The organism is Micromonospora sp. NPDC004704, assembly GCF_053601675.1.
Genome location: NZ_JBSGCD010000009.1, coordinates 76043 through 92364, shown reverse-complemented (window position 1 = coordinate 92364; position 16322 = coordinate 76043). Strand labels below are relative to the sequence as shown.

At 71.5% G+C, this 16322-nt stretch carries 17 protein-coding genes; 5 read left to right on the top strand and 12 right to left on the bottom strand.

Features of this window, described 5'->3' with window-relative positions:
* The first annotated feature begins 33 nt into the window (after positions 1-33).
* A complete protein-coding gene (locus ACWEFB_RS15195; protein ID WP_452285796.1) occupies positions 34-1176 on the top strand; it encodes a class I SAM-dependent methyltransferase in 1143 nt (380 codons plus the stop codon).
* 48 nt (positions 1177-1224) lie between these two features.
* Here the strand turns inward: ACWEFB_RS15195 and ACWEFB_RS15190 are convergent, their stop codons facing one another.
* Positions 1225-2142: an ADP-ribosylglycohydrolase family protein gene (locus ACWEFB_RS15190; RefSeq protein ID WP_452285794.1), complete on the bottom strand. Its 918-nt coding sequence runs from the start codon at positions 2140-2142 to the stop codon at positions 1225-1227.
* Positions 2143-2216: 74 nt separating this feature from the next.
* Here ACWEFB_RS15190 and ACWEFB_RS15185 point away from each other — a divergent pair, with 74 nt between their 5' ends.
* Both ACWEFB_RS15185 and ACWEFB_RS15180 read left to right on the top strand, forming a co-directional pair.
* Positions 2217-2906, top strand: coding sequence for a response regulator transcription factor (locus ACWEFB_RS15185; RefSeq protein WP_326559552.1), 690 nt, complete (start codon positions 2217-2219; stop codon positions 2904-2906).
* 29 nt (positions 2907-2935) lie between these two features.
* Entirely contained in the window at positions 2936-4327 is a 1392-nt protein-coding gene (locus ACWEFB_RS15180) for a HAMP domain-containing sensor histidine kinase (protein ID WP_363597950.1), read from the top strand.
* A 473-nt stretch (positions 4328-4800) separates the two neighbouring features.
* On the opposite strand, the gene ACWEFB_RS15175 is transcribed toward ACWEFB_RS15180, so the two are convergent.
* Both ACWEFB_RS15175 and ACWEFB_RS15170 read right to left on the bottom strand, forming a co-directional pair.
* Complete coding sequence (locus ACWEFB_RS15175) at positions 4801-5826, bottom strand: adenosine deaminase (protein WP_452285792.1); 1026 nt, start codon at positions 5824-5826, stop codon at positions 4801-4803.
* Positions 5823-6647, bottom strand: a complete 825-nt coding sequence (locus tag ACWEFB_RS15170; RefSeq protein WP_452285791.1) for a trans-aconitate 2-methyltransferase — start codon at positions 6645-6647, stop codon at positions 5823-5825. Before ACWEFB_RS15170 ends, ACWEFB_RS15175 begins: the two co-directional genes overlap by 4 nt.
* Before the next feature lie 87 nt (positions 6648-6734).
* On the opposite strand from ACWEFB_RS15170, the gene ACWEFB_RS15165 reads away from it, so the two are divergent.
* The gene (locus ACWEFB_RS15165; RefSeq protein ID WP_452285789.1) at positions 6735-7718 is read left to right on the top strand and encodes an aldo/keto reductase; all 984 of its coding nucleotides are present in this window, start codon (positions 6735-6737) and stop codon (positions 7716-7718) included.
* Between the two features lie 103 nt (positions 7719-7821).
* Here the strand turns inward: ACWEFB_RS15165 and ACWEFB_RS15160 are convergent, their stop codons facing one another.
* The 7 genes from ACWEFB_RS15160 to ACWEFB_RS15130 all read right to left on the bottom strand — a co-directional run bounded on the left by ACWEFB_RS15160 (position 7822) and on the right by ACWEFB_RS15130 (position 12401).
* Positions 7822-8025, bottom strand: coding sequence for a cold-shock protein (locus ACWEFB_RS15160; protein WP_091424054.1), 204 nt, complete (start codon positions 8023-8025; stop codon positions 7822-7824).
* Positions 8026-8531: 506 nt separating this feature from the next.
* Positions 8532-8804, bottom strand: a complete 273-nt coding sequence (locus ACWEFB_RS15155) for a DUF4235 domain-containing protein (protein WP_326559556.1) — start codon at positions 8802-8804, stop codon at positions 8532-8534.
* Entirely contained in the window at positions 8801-9139 is a 339-nt protein-coding gene (locus ACWEFB_RS15150) for a DUF3618 domain-containing protein (protein ID WP_326559557.1), read from the bottom strand. Before ACWEFB_RS15150 ends, ACWEFB_RS15155 begins: the two co-directional genes overlap by 4 nt.
* Complete coding sequence (locus ACWEFB_RS15145) at positions 9136-9570, bottom strand: phage holin family protein (RefSeq protein WP_326559558.1); 435 nt, start codon at positions 9568-9570, stop codon at positions 9136-9138. Before ACWEFB_RS15145 ends, ACWEFB_RS15150 begins: the two co-directional genes overlap by 4 nt.
* 159 nt (positions 9571-9729) lie before the next feature.
* A complete protein-coding gene (locus ACWEFB_RS15140) occupies positions 9730-10935 on the bottom strand; it encodes a mechanosensitive ion channel family protein (RefSeq protein WP_452286045.1) in 1206 nt (401 codons plus the stop codon).
* A gap of 177 nt (positions 10936-11112) precedes the next feature.
* Positions 11113-11946 carry a DUF1206 domain-containing protein gene (locus ACWEFB_RS15135; RefSeq protein WP_452285786.1) on the bottom strand — a complete coding sequence of 278 codons (834 nt, stop codon included), beginning with the start codon at positions 11944-11946 and terminating at the stop codon, positions 11113-11115.
* 125 nt (positions 11947-12071) lie between these two features.
* Entirely contained in the window at positions 12072-12401 is a 330-nt protein-coding gene (locus tag ACWEFB_RS15130; RefSeq protein ID WP_363597934.1) for a hypothetical protein, read from the bottom strand.
* A gap of 101 nt (positions 12402-12502) precedes the next feature.
* On the opposite strand from ACWEFB_RS15130, the gene ACWEFB_RS15125 reads away from it, so the two are divergent.
* Positions 12503-13735: a cysteine desulfurase-like protein gene (locus ACWEFB_RS15125; RefSeq protein WP_452285784.1), complete on the top strand. Its 1233-nt coding sequence runs from the start codon at positions 12503-12505 to the stop codon at positions 13733-13735.
* Positions 13736-13754: 19 nt separating this feature from the next.
* Here the strand turns inward: ACWEFB_RS15125 and ACWEFB_RS15120 are convergent, their stop codons facing one another.
* Together ACWEFB_RS15120 and ACWEFB_RS15115 are read right to left on the bottom strand one after the other, a co-directional pair.
* Positions 13755-14534, bottom strand: a complete 780-nt coding sequence (locus ACWEFB_RS15120) for a hypothetical protein (RefSeq protein ID WP_452285782.1) — start codon at positions 14532-14534, stop codon at positions 13755-13757.
* A 142-nt stretch (positions 14535-14676) separates the two neighbouring features.
* A complete protein-coding gene (locus ACWEFB_RS15115; RefSeq protein ID WP_452285780.1) occupies positions 14677-16194 on the bottom strand; it encodes a glycoside hydrolase family 3 protein in 1518 nt (505 codons plus the stop codon).
* Positions 16195-16322: the final 128 nt, after the last annotated feature.

Here is a 16322-nt window from a genome sequence, read left to right as displayed (position 1 = left end):
CCAGCGACGCGACTGCGGCGTTAGATTGGCGCGGTGGCACCCGCGGACTTAGTCAGCGCGCTCCAGCGCAGGTACGAGACCTTTTTCGCCGCCCAACCGGCAATGCCGTTTGCGGTGGCGGACGCCGGCGCGCCGGCACACCTATTCGGCACCGGTGACCCGAAGTTCACCATCACCATCAGCGACCCCCGTGGCGCGAAGGCACTGGCCGGGCTCGACCAGTTCGGCGTCGCGGTCGCGTACCTCCAGGGCTGGCTCGACGTCGAGGGTGACCTCGCCGCGGCGCTGCGGATGCGCGGATTCTTCACCGACTTCCACCCGATCGCCTGGATGGGCCGGTTCCTGCCGGCGCTCGTCCGGGGCCGACGCGAGGACGACCGGCGCTCGATCTCCCACCACTACGACGAGGATTCCGCGTTTTTCCTCACCTTCCTCGACACCCGGCACCGGTGCTACACCGAGGGTGTCTTCGCCTCGGACGACGAGCCGCTCGAGGACGCGATGACCCGGAAGATGGACCTCGCGATCGAGGCGATCGGGGTCGGCCCCGGCGACCACGTCCTCGAGGTCGGCGGCGGCTGGGGCGCGTTCTCCGAACACGCCGCCCGGCGCGGGATCAACGTCACCACCACCACGCTGGCCAAGGAGTCGGAGCGGTACCTGGTCGACCTGTTCAACCGCGAGCAACTGCCGGTACGGGTCGTCCGCGAGCACATCTTCAACTACTCCCCCCACCAGCGCTTCGACGCGATCGTCAACATGGGCGTCACCGAGCACCTGCCCGACTACCGCACCACCCTGCGCAAGTACGCCGAGCTGCTCAAGCCGGGCGGACGGGTCTACCTGGACGCGCTGGCGATGCGGCGCAAGCACGCCGCGTCGACCTTCCTCAAGCGCTACATCTACCCCGGCGCGTCGGCCCCGCTGCTGCTGCACCAGTACCTGCGGCACGTCGCCCGGTCGCCGTTCGAGCTACTGAGCGTGACCGACGACCGGCACAACTACTACCTGACCTGCCGAGAGTGGGCCAGCCGGCTGGACGACGCCCGGGACGAGATCGTGAACAACTGGGGTGAGCCGCTCTACCGCCGGTTCCGGCTCTTCCTGTGGGGATCGGCCGCCGGCTTCGACACCGGCCTGGTCCAGGCGTACCGCTGGGTCCTCCGCCTGCCCTGACCGCTCTTTCGCCGCCTTCCCGAGTGGTACGCCACCGGACGGCGGCGGTCAGGGCAGCCAGGCGGGCAGCGGTTCGCGGGCGGCGAGCCAGTCGGCCGGCACGCCGCCCGGCCCGCCCACCCCGGTGTACGTGGCGACGATGCCGCCGACGATCGCCGCCGTGGTGTCCACGTCGCCACCGGCGTCCACGCAGGCACGGATCGCCGTCGGGTAGTCGTCGAGATACCTGGCCGCCACCCAGACGGAGAACGGGACGGTGTCCGCGGCGCTGATCCGGCTCCCGTTGCCCAGTTCGTCGGCGACCTCCACCACCGGACGGTCACCGATCGTGATCGCCCGCTGGATGCCGCGCCACACCCGGCCGGCGGGGTCGAGCGGACCAGCCACCGCGGCGAGGAACCGGTCCGGCTCCGGCCGGTACCCGGTGAGCCGGGCACGGGCGGCCTGCGCGGCGGCCACCGCGACCGCCACCGCACCGGCGATCCCCTCCGGGTGTGCGTGGGTCACCTCGGCCGAGGCCGTCGCCTGCGCCGCCGCCCGACCGGTCGAGTCACCGAAGTACGCGCCGCACGGGGCGACCCGCATCGCCGCCCCGTTGCCGTACGAGCCCTGGCCGTCGAAGGCGGACACGGCGGCGACCGGCCACGGCGTACCGGCACGGATGAGTTCGAGCAGTTCGACCGCGCCGGCACCGTAGCGCCGGGCGGGGTCGTACCGGGCCGCGAAGGACCCGGCGAGTTCGTCCCGGTCGATCGTTCCGCGCCGGGCCAGGACGGCAAGAACCGAGCAGGCCATCTCCGTGTCGTCGCTCCACACCCACGGACTCGCCGGCGGGGTGTCGCGCCAGGGCGACACGCCGGAGCCGGGAACGAAGAACTGCGCGCCGAGGGCGTCGCCCACCGACAGACCGGCCAGACTGTCCCTAGCCAGGGCAAGTCGCGCGTCATCGACAAGTACGAAGGACATGGTACGGGGAGCATGCCGGCAAAAGGCACGTGGGCGCAATCCGCCGCACTTGCCAGGGGCAGTACGGTGCTCACGTGGCCACGGTGCTCCTGGTCGAGGATGACCACGTCGTGCGCGGCGCGATGCTGCGCTCCCTGGCCGATCGTGGGCACGCGGTGCACGCGGTCGGTACGGCTCTCGACGCCCTGCGTCGGGTGGCCGCCGAAACGCCCGACCTGGTGGTGCTGGATCTCGGACTACCCGACCTGGACGGGGCGGACGCGTTACGGATGCTGCGCGGCATCACCGACGTGCCGATCATCATCGCGACCGCCCGCGACGACGAGCAGTCGGTCGTCCGGCTGCTCCGGGCCGGGGCGGACGACTACATGGTCAAGCCGTTCACCGGCGCGCACCTGGACGCCCGGATCACCACCGTGCTGCGCCGGGCCGGCCGGGCGAGCCGTACGGTGGCGCCCGCGGTCCACGAGGTCGGTGGCCTGCGGGTCGACGTGGGTGAACGCAGTGCACTGCTGGACGGCGTGCCACTCGCGCTGACCCGGAAGGAATTTGACGTGCTGGCCTATCTCGCCGCACGACCGGGCCGGGTAGTGTCCCGCCGGGAACTGTTGGAGGAGGTATGGCGGCAGCCATCGGTCGGCGAGGATCAGACAATCGACGTACATCTGTACTGGCTTCGTCGCAAACTGGGCGAGTCCGCAGCGAAACCCCGCTACCTGCGCACCGTGCGGGGGGTCGGGTTCCGGTTGGTGGCACCGGACTGAGGTTGGCGCTGGCCTACCTCGGGGCCGGCATGACCTCGATCGTCGCTCTCGCCTTCCTCATCCCGCTCGGCCTGTCGTTGCAGCAGGAGGCGCGGGAGCACGCGCTCGCCGACGCCGGGCGGCACGCCGCGGTGGTCGTCGGGGCGCTGGCCGCAGGGGCCGATCCGACGCTGCTCACCCAGGTGATCGGACAGTTCGCCGACGGCCCGGCCGACCGACCGGTGGTGCACGGTCTGGAGACCGGTGGCACCCCACGGGCCAGTGAGGACGACGTCGACCGGGCCCGCGCCAGCGGCGAGCTGGTCATCGCCGACGTGGACGGCGGGGTGGTCCGGCTGGAACCGGTGTCGCTCGGCGACCGGGTCGCGGTGGTCGAGGTCTTCATCCCCTCCTCCGCCCTGGAGCCGGGGGCCGGTGGTCGGTGGCTCACGCTGATCGCGATCGCGATCGGGCTGGTGGTGGTCTCGGTGATCGTGGTGGACCGGCTCGCCGGCCGGGCGGTCGCGTCCGCCCGGGGACTGGTGCAGGCCGCGCTCGCGGTCGGCGACGGCGACCTCGACCTGCGGATCGAACCGAGCGGCCCGCGCGAGCTGGCCGAGGCCGGGTACGCCTTCAACCGGATGGCGGACCGTCTGGTCACCTCCCGTACCGACGAACGCGAGTTGGTCGCCGACCTGTCGCACCGGTTGCGTACGCCGCTGACCGTGCTGCGGCTCGACGCCGACGCGCTCGACTCCGACGACACGAGCGTGGGGTCGTTCAGCGAGGCGGAACTCGACCGGCGCCGGACGATCCGGCGGATCCGGCAGGCGATCGTCACCCTGGAGGGTGAGATCGACGTGCTGATCAACACGACCCGCAAGACGGTCGTGCAGGAGACCGAACCGGGCATGTGCGACGTCAGCGAGGTGGTCCGGGACCGGATGGTGTTCTGGGCCGCGCTCGCCGGTGACCAGAACCGGCCGCACCGGATCAGCGGCGCCCAGCTGCGCATTCCCGTACCGGTGCCGCGGGCCGAGCTGGCCGCGGCGTTGGACGCGGTGCTCGGCAACGTGTTCCGTTACACCCCGCAGGGCACGGCGTTCGAGGTCGCGGTGTCCCGGCGGGACGGTTACATAGCGGTCCGGGTCGACGACGCCGGGCCGGGCATCGCCAACCCCGACCGGGCCCTGCGCCGCGGCGCCAGCGACCGGGGTTCCACCGGCCTGGGGCTGGACATCGCCCGGCGGGTGGCGTTGCAGGCGAACGGCTCGGTCAGCATCGACCGGGCCCGGCTCGGTGGGGCCAGCGTCGTGATGCTGCTCGCCGATCCCGAGGCGACGCCACGTCAGGTCAGCCGGTTCGGGCTGGTCGGCCGGTTGGCTCGGGAACGCGACGGCAAGGGCCGTCGCCAGGCAAAATCCGGCGGTACGGAGAACTGAGGCCGCCGGTTGCCCGTACCGGGCGCCGCCGAGTCACCTTCACCCCGCCGTCCACTGTCCACCGGTTTCCGGATGCCGACCCTCCACTGTGGAGGACTGGTGTCCGGCTCCTTACCGGAAATCAGTAAGAAATCTTCAAGTTCAGCTTAGGTCTGGATTAACCGCGCAGTACACGGTGGCGAGCGCTGGCAGGATTGGCACCGATCCCATCCAGTTCCGCCGGACCATCACTTTCCCCACGCGGTCCGGCGGGAAATCGTGCGCGCGGCGGGACTCGGTCCCCCACACCCGTCCCGTCGCGCGCGCCAGCTCGGCGACGCCACGGCGCCGCCCGACCACCCCTCGGTCGGGCCCGGCGCCGTGGCCTCCGCCCACGAACGCTGGCCCGGTGCGGCCGCCCGCAGCACCCCGCGCCGGGCCAGCCCCTTTTCCTCGTCCGACATTGTTCCCGGAGCGGGGCCGCCGGTGGCGGGTCAGGCGACGGTGGTGGCGAGGTAACCGTCGATCTCGGTGATGATGCGCTGCTGCTCCGCCGCCGGCAGGAAGGACGCGGTGACCGCGTTGCGGGCCAGCGCGGCCACCCCGTCCGGGCCGAGGTCGAGCAGGTTGGCCGCGACGGCGTACTCCTGCTCCAGGGTGGTGCCGAACATCGGCGGGTCGTCGGAGTTGACGGTGACCAGCACCCCGGCCGCGACCAGCGCGGGCAGCGGGTGCTCCTCGATGACCCGGACAGCGCGGGTACGTACGTTCGACGTCGGGCAGACCTCCAGCGCGATCTGCCGCTGCGCCAGGTACTCCAGCAGTTGCGGGTCCTGGGCGGCGGAGATGCCGTGCCCGATCCGCTCGGCGCCCAGCTCCCGCAGGGCGTCCCAGATCGTCTCCGGGCCGGTGGTCTCGCCCGCGTGCGGGACCGAGCGGAGTCCGGCCGCCCGCGCCTGGTCGAAGTACGGCTTGAACTGCGGCCGGGGCACCCCGACCTCCGGCCCGCCGAGCCCGAAGCTGACCAGCCCGTCCGGGCGCTCGTCCAGGGCGATCCGGAGGGTCTCCTCGGCGGCCGGCAGTCCGGCCTCGCCGGGGATGTCGAAGCACCAGCGCAGCTCGATCCCGAGTTCGGCGGCGGCGGCCTTGCGGGCGTCCTCGATCGCCTCGCAGAACGCCGGTGCCGGGATCCCCCGCTTCACGTGCGAGTACGGGGTGATGGTCAGCTCGGCGTACCGGACCTCCTGGCGGGCCAGCTCACGGGCCACCTCGAAGGTCAGGATCCGTACGTCGTCGGGGTCCCGGATCAGGTCGACCACGCTCAGGTAGACCTCGATGAAGTGGCCGAAGTCGCGGAAGGCGAAGTAGTCGGCGAGCGCGGCCGGGTCGGCGGGCACCGGGGTACGCCCCTCGTGCCGCGCCGCCAGTTCGGCCACGATCCGCGGTGATGCGGAACCGACGTGGTGTACGTGCAGTTCCACCTTGGGTAGTCCGGCGATGAAGGCCGACAGGTCGGTCACGGGTTCTTCCTAACTGCGGGTGGTGCGCCGGTCACGGCGTGGGCGCCGGTCCGGGCGACGAAGAAGTGGCGATGGAACGGGAAGTACACCAGACCGTCCCGGACCGGGTACGCCTCGGCGAGTCGCCGGTTGAGCGCGGCTCGGAAGTCGGCCCACGCGGTGGTGTCGCCGCCGAGGCTGGCCCGGACCGGTCGCAGCGCGGTCCCCTCCATCCAGCTCAACACCGGATGGTCGACCACGTCACGGGCGGGCAGGAGGTGCACGTAGGTAGTTTCCCAGGCGTCCACCGCGCACCCGGCGCCGGTCAGCAGGGTGGCGTACCCGACCACGTCGAGCACCGGTGCCGACCGGAGCAGGTCGTGTAGCCGCTCGCTCCAGCGCGGGTCGGCGGCGACGGCCCGCAGGGCGCGGTGCGAGGCGGCGTCGAAGTTGCCCGGCACCTGGACGGCGAGCCACGATCCGGCCGGCAACTCCCCGGCCCAGCGGCGCAGCAGTGCCTCGTGCCCCGGCACCCACTGCAGTACGGCGTTGGAGACCACCACGTCGACCGTCGGGGCCGGGACCCAGTCGCGTACGTCGGCGACCGCGAAGTCGGCGCCGGAGCCCAGCCCGAGCGCCTTGTCGATCATTTCGGGCGAGGAGTCGTACCCGCTGATCCGGGCCTGTGGCCAGCGCTCCCGCAGGGTCACGGTGAGGTTGCCGGGGCCGCAGCCGAGGTCGACCACTGTCCTCGGCCGGTCCGCCGGCACCCGGGCGACCAGGTCGTGGAACGGGCGGGAGCGTTCGTCGCCGTACCGCAGGTAGGTGTTCGGGTCCCACATCGTCGGCCTCCAAACCGTACGTACGTCTTGTTGAAGAATAGGGGCAGGACGGCGTCCCGTCAGCCCCGGGGGTCTAGGCTCCCGTTCGTGGAAAAGCGCAGCTTCCCCCGATTGGGGCGTGAGGTCGGTGTGGTCGGGCTCGGCGCCTGGCAACTCGGCGCGGACTGGGGCACGGTCGGCGAGGACGAGGCCCTCGAGATCCTTGCCACGGCCGTCGAGGCCGGGGTGACCTTCCTGGACACCGCAGACGTGTACGGCGACGGTCGCAGCGAGCAGCTCATCGGCCGGTTCCTGCGGGAGCGTCCGAACTCCGGGCTGACCGTGGCGACCAAGATGGGCCGGCGGGTGCCGCAGGTCCCCGAGGCATACACCCTGGACAACTTCCGGGCCTGGACCGACCGGTCCCGGACCAACCTCGGCGTCGACCGGCTCGACCTGGTGCAGTTGCACTGCCCCCCGACGCCGGTCTTCAGCGACGACCGGGTCTACGACGCCCTCGACACCCTGGTCGAGGAGAAGCGCATCGCCGCGTACGGGGTGAGCGTGGAGACCGTCGAAGAGGCCCTGGCGGCGATCTCCCGGCCCGGAACCGCCAGCGTTCAGATCATCCTCAACGCGTTCCGGCTCAAGCCCCTGGAGCGGGTCCTGCCCGCCGCGGCGCAGGCCGGGGTCGGCATCATCGCCCGGGTACCGCTGGCCAGCGGCCTGCTCTCGGGCCGGTACGACGAGCACACCAGCTTCGGCGCCGACGACCACCGCAACTACAACCGGCAGGGCCAGGCGTTCGACGTCGGCGAGACCTTCTCCGGAGTCGACTTCAACGTCGGCCTGGAGGCCGTTGCGCGCCTGCGGCCACTGGTCCCCTCCGGGGCGACGATGGCCCAGTTCGCGCTCCGGTGGGTCATCGACCAGCCGGGTGTCACCGTGGTCATCCCGGGCGCCCGCAACCCCGGACAGGCCCGGGGCAACGTCGCCGCGGCCGACCTGGCACCCCTGCCGGCGGAGACGCTGGCCGGCGTCAACACCGTCTACGACGAGCTGATCCGCCCCCAGGTGCACAACCGCTGGTAGCCCGTGGAATGCGTCGAGCCCCGTGACCACTGCTGGTCACGGGGCTCGACGTCGATCCGGTGAGGGATCAAATACAGGGCCGGCGGCGGCCGGCCGTCATGAATCAGATGGGGCGGACCTGCTCAGCCTGCGGGCCCTTCTGGCCCTGAGCGATCTCGAACTCCACCCGCTGGTTCTCCTCCAGCGTGCGGTAGCCGCTGGACTGGATCGCCGAGAAGTGGACGAACACGTCAGCACCCCCGCCGTCGACGGTGATGAAGCCGAAGCCCTTGTCTGCGTTGAACCACTTCACGGTTCCCTGCGCCATGTGTATCTCCTTCTAAACTGGCGGCCGAGCACGCCGTGCGGCCGGTTGGCCGTTTTCGAGCAGCGGCGCCTGAGCGGCCCCCACAGAGGGAGACTTCTCAACCCCGCTGTCTCTAACAGCGGGGAACAGCAAACCACGTACGCAAAAACTTCGCACAGCCTACCCGACGATATTCTCCGACATGTGACCTGAACGCCCGTGACTTCTTCGTCCGGCGATCGATCGCGAGCGCGTTGTCGGAGCGACGATCGCCCGGTCAGAGCGTTGTACGGCAACACGCTGCGTACACACCGGGAGTCGATGATGCTCGGCCGAACGAGCCGACCGGATCCCTTCACGCATCGTCGTACCCGCTTGTCGTTACCGGCGGTGGCGATAGGAGCACCTGCCGGATACCGAGAGCGATCCGGTGGCGGGGCATAGGACTACTTCGGCACCATTGACAACGGTTCGCATAGCGTCGCGAGTGGGGCAAGCCGTACCAAAGGACGGCACCGATCGGGGGCTTACTGCGGCCAGCTACCGGTCAACCGTCGTACGCCGATCGCACCGCCCCGGTCGACCGCGGCCCGGACCACCGCGAAGATCGCCCCCTGCAACGCCGCGGCGGCCAGGATCTCGACCCAGCCCCGGTCCTCGTCGATCGCGTCGGGTGCCTCGCCGTCGCCCGCGGTCACCTTCCAGACCTGCCGGAACAGGGCACCGGCCAACACACCGGCACCCATCCCGAGCAGCAGCCCGACCGGCTTGTACGCGGCCCGTCCGATGCCCCCGCTCATCGCCGCGACCGCCGCACCACGAGGTACGCGATCGCCGCCGCCAGGGTCGCGGCGGCCAGTACGCCGGCACCCCACGGCACCGGCCGGCGACGAATCGCCCGGTTCGCCTCGGACACCGACGAGCGAACTTCGTCGGCCCGCTCCCCGGCCTGCGCCCGAACCTGCCCGGCCTGCCCGCGCAGGCGGCCGGTGACCTGAGCGGCGGAGCCCTTGATCCGTGCCTTGACATCCGCCTTGTTGGCCAACGCCTGGACCGTTTCCGCCAGTTCTGCACGCGTCTGCCGGATTTCGTCCCGCAACGCTTCGTGGTCGCCGTGGCCATTACTCAATGTCATGGCTGTCCCCTGTCCTTGACCGCAGCGGTGACCGTGTCGACGTCGGCGCGCACGCTTTTCACCGCGGCGCTCGGCACCGGCGGCACGGCCCGGGTCACCTGACTCTTGCCGATCAGCGCGAGCAGGCCTGCGCCGATGAACAGCACCCCGGCGATGATCAGAGCCGCGGCCCAGGCCGGCAGCACCAGATCCAGCGCCAGGATGGCCGTGGCGACCAGCGCGCCGAGTCCGTAGAGGGCGAGCGCGCCACCGCCGCCGAAGAGCCCGACGCCGATCCCGGCGTGTTTGCCCTTCTGGGCGAGTTCGGCACGGGCCAGGGCCAGCTCGTCGCGGACCAGCTTCGACACCTGCTCGGTACCGTGCTGCACCAGCTCGGCGACCGACTGTTCGGCCACCGGCCGGGTGACCTTGCCGTCACGCAGGTCGGCCATGGTGTCCCCCTATCCGCTTGCCGACCTGAATGCCCCGAATCCCACCCGGGCAATCCTGTTCGGCGAAAGTTCGTCCCCTCCCACCCTGAAGGAAGGAAGGGTCCCTCGTTGCCGATTCGGCACAGGAAGGGTGCCTCCCGTACCTCCGGGGATGTCCGCCTAGCTCCTCGGTGCGTTGGCGTCGACCGGTTCGTCCGGTCCGACAAAGGTGCTGCTGCGCGCGTCGCCGTCGTCGCTGCCGCCGAAGACCCGGGCGTCGTCGGGAGCCTCGGCGGCCGGTGTCGGGCCGACCCGGACCGGGGGCTGGACACCCTGCCAGTCGAAACCACCGTTGGCGTCGCCGACCTCGGCCCGGGTACGGGGCAGGGCGATCGGGCGCTGGTCCCGGATCCAGCCAACCAGGTGTTCCCGGACCAGGCAGCGCAGGTCCCACAGGCTCGGCGCGTCCGCGGCGCTGACCAGGGCCCGTACCCGGACCAGGCCACCGGTGGCCTCGGTGACCTGGAGGACGCAGACCCGCCCGTCCCACAGCTCGGTGCCCTCGACCAGCCGGCGCAGCTCCTCCCGCATCTGCTGGACCGGGACCGACCAGTCCACATCGAACTCGGCGGTACCGAGGACCGCGGCCCGGGTACGGGTCCAGTTCTGGAACGGCTTGCTGGTGAAGTAGGAGGTGGGCAGGATCAGTCGCCGGTCGTCCCAGATCTGGACCACCACGTAGCTGAGGGTCAGCTCCTCCACCCGTCCCCACTCCCCCTCGACCACCACCACATCGTCGAGGCGTACCGCGTCGCTGAAGGCGAGCTGGATACCGGCGAAGACGTTGCCGAGCACGGTCTGCGCGGCCAGCGCGGCGACCACGCCGATCACACCCGCGGAGGCGAGCACGCTGGCGCCGACACCCCGGACGCTGGGGAAGGTCATCATGGCGGCGCCCACGGAGAGCACGACGATCACCGCGATGGTGACCCGGCGCAGCATCACCACCTGGGTCTTGATCCGGCGGGCCTGCCGGTTGTCCGGTACGTCGACGCGGAACCGGGCCAGGGCGGTGTCCTCGGCGGCCAGCAGTACGGCACCCACCAGCCAGGCGGCGCCGGCGATGATGCCCAGGACCAGCAGGTGCAGCAGGACCTCGCGCCAGGTGTCGCCCACCGCGTAGTCGGTGTTGCCCCGGATCGCGACCTGTACGGCGAAGACCGTGCCGGCGAGTTGGAACGGCCGGTGCCCGTGTTCGGAGAGCTCGACCAGTAACAGCGAGCGTCGGCCGAGCCAGTGCAGCAGGCGGTAGAGCACCTCGGCCACCAGCAGGGCGATCGCCGCGGCACCCAGCGCGGCGGCGAGGGTTTCGGCGTATTCGGGCACGTCCGGCACGACTTCTTCTCCCCTGGGACCCGGCCGGCAACACGCAGAGCTGACCGGTGTCCCGCGCGGGGCTGGCGGCTGGCGCCGGCCTGCGGGGGAACACCGGTCAGGCGGTACGGGTGGCTCGACCTCTGAGCAATTGCAACAGTTTGCCCAAATTAACCAGTTCTATTCGGGCTAAACCTTGCGATACCGCGCCTGCACGAAGCAGAACGCCCCGAACGCCGCGATGCCGAGCGCGACCAGCGACAGGAGGAGCGTGCCGTACGACTGCTCCCGCAGGGTGTGCAGCGCGGCGTCCAGACCACGGGCCTGGTCCGGGTCGTACTTGACGGCGGCGGTCACCAACAGGATCCCGGCGATGCCGTACGCGATGCCCTTGGCGCTGTAACCGGCGACGCCCAGCCGGCGGCTCAGCGTCCGGGTCTGCGGGCTCATCTGGCCGGTGTTCAGGTGCTTCTCGAACCGCTTCTTCACGCCGTAGATCACCAGCCCGATGCCGAGCGCGGCGAGGGCGAGCCCGGCCACGCCGACCAGCCAGCGACCGCCGGAGGAGGCCATCAGTTCCTCGGTCAGCGCCTGCTGCTTGTCCGCGCTGGACGAGTTCGCGTGGTTGAACACCTGGTACGCGGTCCAGGCGAAGTAGAGGTAGACGAGAGTACGGCCGGCGGAGGCGACCCGCTCCAGCACCCGCTCACGGCCCCGGTCCTCGGTGTGTCCGATGGCGGCCTCGAAGGCCTGCCAGATCGCCATGGCCAGCAGGCCGACGGCGATCGCGATCACCAGGAACCGGCCCAGCGGCTGTTCGGCCAGGGTACGCAGGGCGCCCGACTGGTCCCCGTCGTCGGCCGCCTTGCCGAAGGCGATCTGCAGGGCCAGCCAGGCGAAGAGGAGGTGGACGATCCCGTAGCCGACGAACCCGGCCCGAGCCAGTGCGGCCAGGGCGGGGCTGTTCGCGGCGCGGGAGGCGGCACGGGAGGCGGTGGCTTCGGCGCCACGGGTCATCGACATGGACCTGTCATTGACCGGAAGGCGCGATTTCCAAACGTCGCCCACCGCACCCCGCCGAAGGCGCCGGGTGGCGGCCGGGGTCACCCCAACCGCCACCGCACGTCACCGCAGCGGACGCTACGAGATCAGAGCTTGCCGATCCGTACCTGGACCTGCTGGTCGGTGACGCTCTCCAGGGTCACCGCCATGCCGCCGATCTCGGTGGCCTGCTGGCCCGTGGTCAGGGTGAGCTGCTCGCCGGCGACCTCGAGGGTGACCTGGTCGCCCTCGGCCTTGACCAGCTTGGCGTTGACTCCGAGGATCGAGGCGTTCGCCTCGACGCCGCGCTCGAAGGTGACCGTGCACTGGTCGATGCCACAGTCGGTGGAGGCACCCTCGGAGCTACAGCCGGCGAGCAGGGCGGCACCGAGAGCGAGACCAGCGGCAAGACCGGTGATTCGACGGACATACGTCATTCTGGGATACCTGCGGGGGCTATTCACCCTCACAAGGGTACGAGAGTGATGCGACCGAGCGCGTTCGCCGCGACGATCTTCGACCGGATATCGTGCCTGACATGCCGTACGACATCGCCCGGGTACGGGCCGCCTACCCCGCTCTCGCCGAGGGCTACCTGCACTTCGACGGGGCCGGGGGCAGCCAGGTGGCCGCTGGGGTCGCCGACGTGGTGGCGGAGACGATGCGTACGGCGGTGGCGAACCGGAGCACCGCGTTCGTACCCGGACAGCGGGCGTACGGGTACGTCACGCAGGCCCGAGCGGCGATCGCCGACCTGGTCGGCGGGGTGCCCGAAGGGGTGGTGTTCGGGCCGAGCGCGACCGCGCTGACGTACACCGTGGCCCGGACGGTGGGGCGCAACTGGCGGCCGGGCGACGAGGTGGTGCTCTCCCGGCTCGACCACGACTCCAACGTCCGTCCCTGGGCACAGGCCGCCGAGGCCGCCGGTGCGACCGTACGCTGGGCGGAGTTCGACCGGGACAGCGGCGAGCTGCCGGTCGACCAGTACGCCGATCTGATCACCGAACGGACCCGCCTGGTCGCGGTCACCGGGGGCAGCAACGCGATCGGCACCGTGCCGGACGTACCGGCGATCGCCAAGCTCGCGCACGCGGCCGGCGCCCTGGTCTACGTCGACGGCGTACACGCCGCCCCGCACGCCCCGACGGACCTGGCCGATCTGGGGGCGGACTTCTTCGTCACCAGCGCCTACAAGTGGTCCGGCCCGCACCTCGCCGCCGTTGTCGCCGCGCCCGGGGTGTGGGAGCCGCTGCGGCCGGCGAAGCTGATCCCGTCGCCGGACGCGGCACCGGACCGGTTCGAGTTCGGCACCCCGAGCTTCCCCCTGCTCGCCGGGGTACGGGCGGCCGTCGACCACCTCGCCGGGCTGGCCGAACTGGCCGGCGTCGCCGACCCGGCCACGCCCGCCGACCGTCCGGCGCGGCTGCGGGCCAGCCTGACCGCGGTACGGGCGTACGAGGAGTCGATCTTCGAACGGCTGCTGACCGGGCTGGCCGGGCTGCCGGCGGTGACCGTCTACGGCTCGGCCCGGCACCGCTGGCCCACGGTCTCGTTCCGGGTCGCCGGGCAGGCACCGGCCGATACCGCGGCGGCCCTCGGTGCGCTCGGAATCTGCGTCTCCGCCGGTGACTACTACGCCTACGAGTACTTCCAGACCATGGGGTTGCGCGACACCGGCGGTGCGGTACGGGCCAGCGTCTACCACTACAACACCGCCGACGAGGTGGACCGGCTGCTCACCGAGCTGGACCGGTTGAGCCCGCGCGGCTGACGGGTGTGCGCCGGCCCCGCTAGACCGCGTGCTCCGGTGCGGGCAGCGCGTTGAACGGGAACCGCGACCGGAAGTCGGGCCAGGGCACGGTCAGGCGTACCCGGCCGTCGCCGCCGCGCCAGTCCACCTCCACATCGGCGATGCCACCGAGGTCGGTCAGGCCCTGCCGGGTCTGCTCCACCGGCAGACCGGCGACCTCGGCCAGACCGGCGAGGTTGGTGCTGATCGTCCGCCGCCGCCACCGCCGCCGGGTGCGCTGGGCCAGCCGGCGGACCGCGATGGCGACCAGCACCGCCCGGTCGTCGCGCTGGGCGCGGAGCTCGAGCTCCCGCTCCTCGACCGAGAGCGGCAGGACGTCGAGCGGATCCTGGTCGAGGCGGGGTCGTACCCACGGGTCGTCCGTGGCGCCGTCGTGCACGATCTCGAACAGGCCGAACCCGGCCAGGCAGGGCAACAGCTCACCGACGGTGTGCGGGATCGGCAGGTCCCGGCGCCGGCACATCTCGCCGAACAGCTCGATCCGCGCGCCGCGTACCTCGATCAGCCAGTCGTAGTGCTGGCGCGCGTGCAACTCCGCGTGGGCCGCCTCCCGGCGAGGATGGCGGTGCCGCGATCGGGTCACCCACTCCTCCACATCACCGGGATCGCACCAGAGCGCGTCGTCCCAGGGCACGAGACCGTGCCAGGCCGAGCGACGGAACGGCACCGGACCGGGGACGACGGTCAGATAGACGAAGGAGCACGGGAGCCAGCGAATCCAGGACGGCATCATCGCGGCCCGCTGCCAGCGAGGGGTCACCGGACGGACAATACCGCGACTCGACGTGAAGGTGGGGGCACCCTTCGTAAAGATTGGATTGATTCCGGTATGGACTGACGCCGATCGGATCCGAACCGCAGATCCGACCCCGGACCGGCCCGGTGAGGTGCCGACCGTCCCCTCAGGAGCGACCGGTGAGCAGTTCGGCGGCGGCGCGCGCACCGGCCCGGGTGGCGCCGTACGTGGACAGGTGGAGCCGGCCGGTGACCAGCTCCGGCACCCCCAGCTCCACCACGACGGTGTCGGGTCGTACCGCCAACACCCGGGCCACGGTCGCCGCCATCCAGTCGTGCCGGTGCAGGTCCCGGACCACCAGCACCAGCGGGCGACCCACCGCCGGGGCGAGCAGGGACGACGGCAGCCGATCACCGGCGGGCAGGTCCTCGGCGGTGAGCCGGACCGAGGTGGTGCCGGGCAGCAACGCGGCCAGCGGCTCGGCCAGACCCCAGGGTGTCTCCGCGCCGATCGCGATGTTGCGCGGCGGCGCGAACTCCACCACGTGCACCGGACCGGCCAGCGGCAGCGCGACGGCGTCGGCGGTCGTGGTCAGGCGTACCGCACGTCGGGCCGCCGCCAGCCCGATGACCGACCCGTCCGGCCCCGAGCCAGGACCTGCCGGCAGGTCGGCGCGGGCGGCGGTGGTCCAGGCGGCGAGTTGGCCGACCCGCTTGGCGGCCTCCACCAGTCGCTCCTCGGGCAGCTCGCCGTTGATGACGGCGGCCACGATCGCGTCCCGCAACCGGCGGGCGGTCTCCTCGTCGGCGTGGTCGCCACCGACACAGATCGCGTCGACCCCGCTGGCCAGGGCACGTACGGCCACCGCCTCCAGTCCGTAGCGGTCGGCGACGGCCCGCATCTCGATCCCGTCGGTGATGACCACGCCCTGGAAGCCGAGTTCCTCCCGGAGCAGGCCGTTGAGCACCCGGCGGCTCAGGGTCGCCGGCCACTGCCCGTCGATCGCCGGGACCAGCAGGTGCCCGGTCATGATGGCCTGCACCCCGGCGTCGATCGCGGCCCGGAACGGCGGCAGCTCGGCCGCGTCGAGCTGGTCGCGGGTCGCCCCGATCCGGGGTACGTCGATGTGCGAGTCGACGCTGGTGTCACCGTGGCCGGGAAAGTGCTTGGCGCAGGCGGCGACCCCGGCGGACTGGAGTCCGCGTACCCAGGCGGCGGTCTGGCGGGCCACCAGGGCCGAGTCGGCCCCGAAGGCGCGTACGCCGATGACCGGATTGTCGGGGTTGGAGTTGACGTCGGCGACCGGTGCGTAGTTCAGGGTGATCCCGGCGGCGGCCAGGTCGACGCCGAGGTCACGGGCCACCCGTTCGGTCAGGTCCGGGTCGTCGATCGCGCCGAGGGCGAGGTTGCCGGGCCGGGAACTGCCGAGCCGCGACTCGAACCGGGTGACGTCACCGGCCTCCTCGTCGATCGCCACCAGCACGTCCGACCGCTCGGCCCGCAGGGCGGCGGTGAGCGCGGAAACCTGCTCGGCGTCGCGTACGTTGCGGGCGAACAGGGCGACCCCACCGAGCCCCTCACCGAGCCAGCGGCGCACCCAGTCCGGCGGAGCGGCACTGCCCTCGAAACCCGGTTGCAGGACCGCCGCGGCCAGAATCGAAAGGCCGCCCGTCGGTGTGCTCATCAGGCTCCGTACCCCCCGTTATCCACAGTGAATACGCGCCGGTCCGGTCGCGGCGCGTGCTGCCATGGTCACACCGGCCCAAGAAATAGTCAATAAACCTTTCTATTAGCGGGATGCGCCGTTCCGGC

What these genes read in the sequence shown, in the direction of transcription:
- ACWEFB_RS15155 (WP_326559556.1), bottom strand. Translation starts at nt 8,804, where the DNA reads ATGAGCGGGGGCATCGGACGGGCCGCGTACAAGCCGGTCGGGCTGCTG.
- ACWEFB_RS15145 (WP_326559558.1), bottom strand. Translation starts at nt 9,570, where the DNA reads ATGGCCGACCTGCGTGACGGCAAGGTCACCCGGCCGGTGGCCGAACAG.
- ACWEFB_RS15125 (WP_452285784.1), top strand. Translation starts at nt 12,503, where the DNA reads ATGCCGTACGACATCGCCCGGGTACGGGCCGCCTACCCCGCTCTCGCC.
- ACWEFB_RS15180 (WP_363597950.1), top strand. Translation starts at nt 2,936, where the DNA reads ATGACCTCGATCGTCGCTCTCGCCTTCCTCATCCCGCTCGGCCTGTCG.
- ACWEFB_RS15115 (WP_452285780.1), bottom strand. Translation starts at nt 16,194, where the DNA reads ATGAGCACACCGACGGGCGGCCTTTCGATTCTGGCCGCGGCGGTCCTG.
- ACWEFB_RS15150 (WP_326559557.1), bottom strand. Translation starts at nt 9,139, where the DNA reads ATGACATTGAGTAATGGCCACGGCGACCACGAAGCGTTGCGGGACGAA.
- ACWEFB_RS15135 (WP_452285786.1), bottom strand. Translation starts at nt 11,946, where the DNA reads ATGTCGATGACCCGTGGCGCCGAAGCCACCGCCTCCCGTGCCGCCTCC.
- ACWEFB_RS15130 (WP_363597934.1), bottom strand. Translation starts at nt 12,401, where the DNA reads ATGACGTATGTCCGTCGAATCACCGGTCTTGCCGCTGGTCTCGCTCTC.
- ACWEFB_RS15190 (WP_452285794.1), bottom strand. Translation starts at nt 2,142, where the DNA reads ATGTCCTTCGTACTTGTCGATGACGCGCGACTTGCCCTGGCTAGGGAC.
- ACWEFB_RS15160 (WP_091424054.1), bottom strand. Translation starts at nt 8,025, where the DNA reads ATGGCGCAGGGAACCGTGAAGTGGTTCAACGCAGACAAGGGCTTCGGC.
- ACWEFB_RS15170 (WP_452285791.1), bottom strand. Translation starts at nt 6,647, where the DNA reads ATGTGGGACCCGAACACCTACCTGCGGTACGGCGACGAACGCTCCCGC.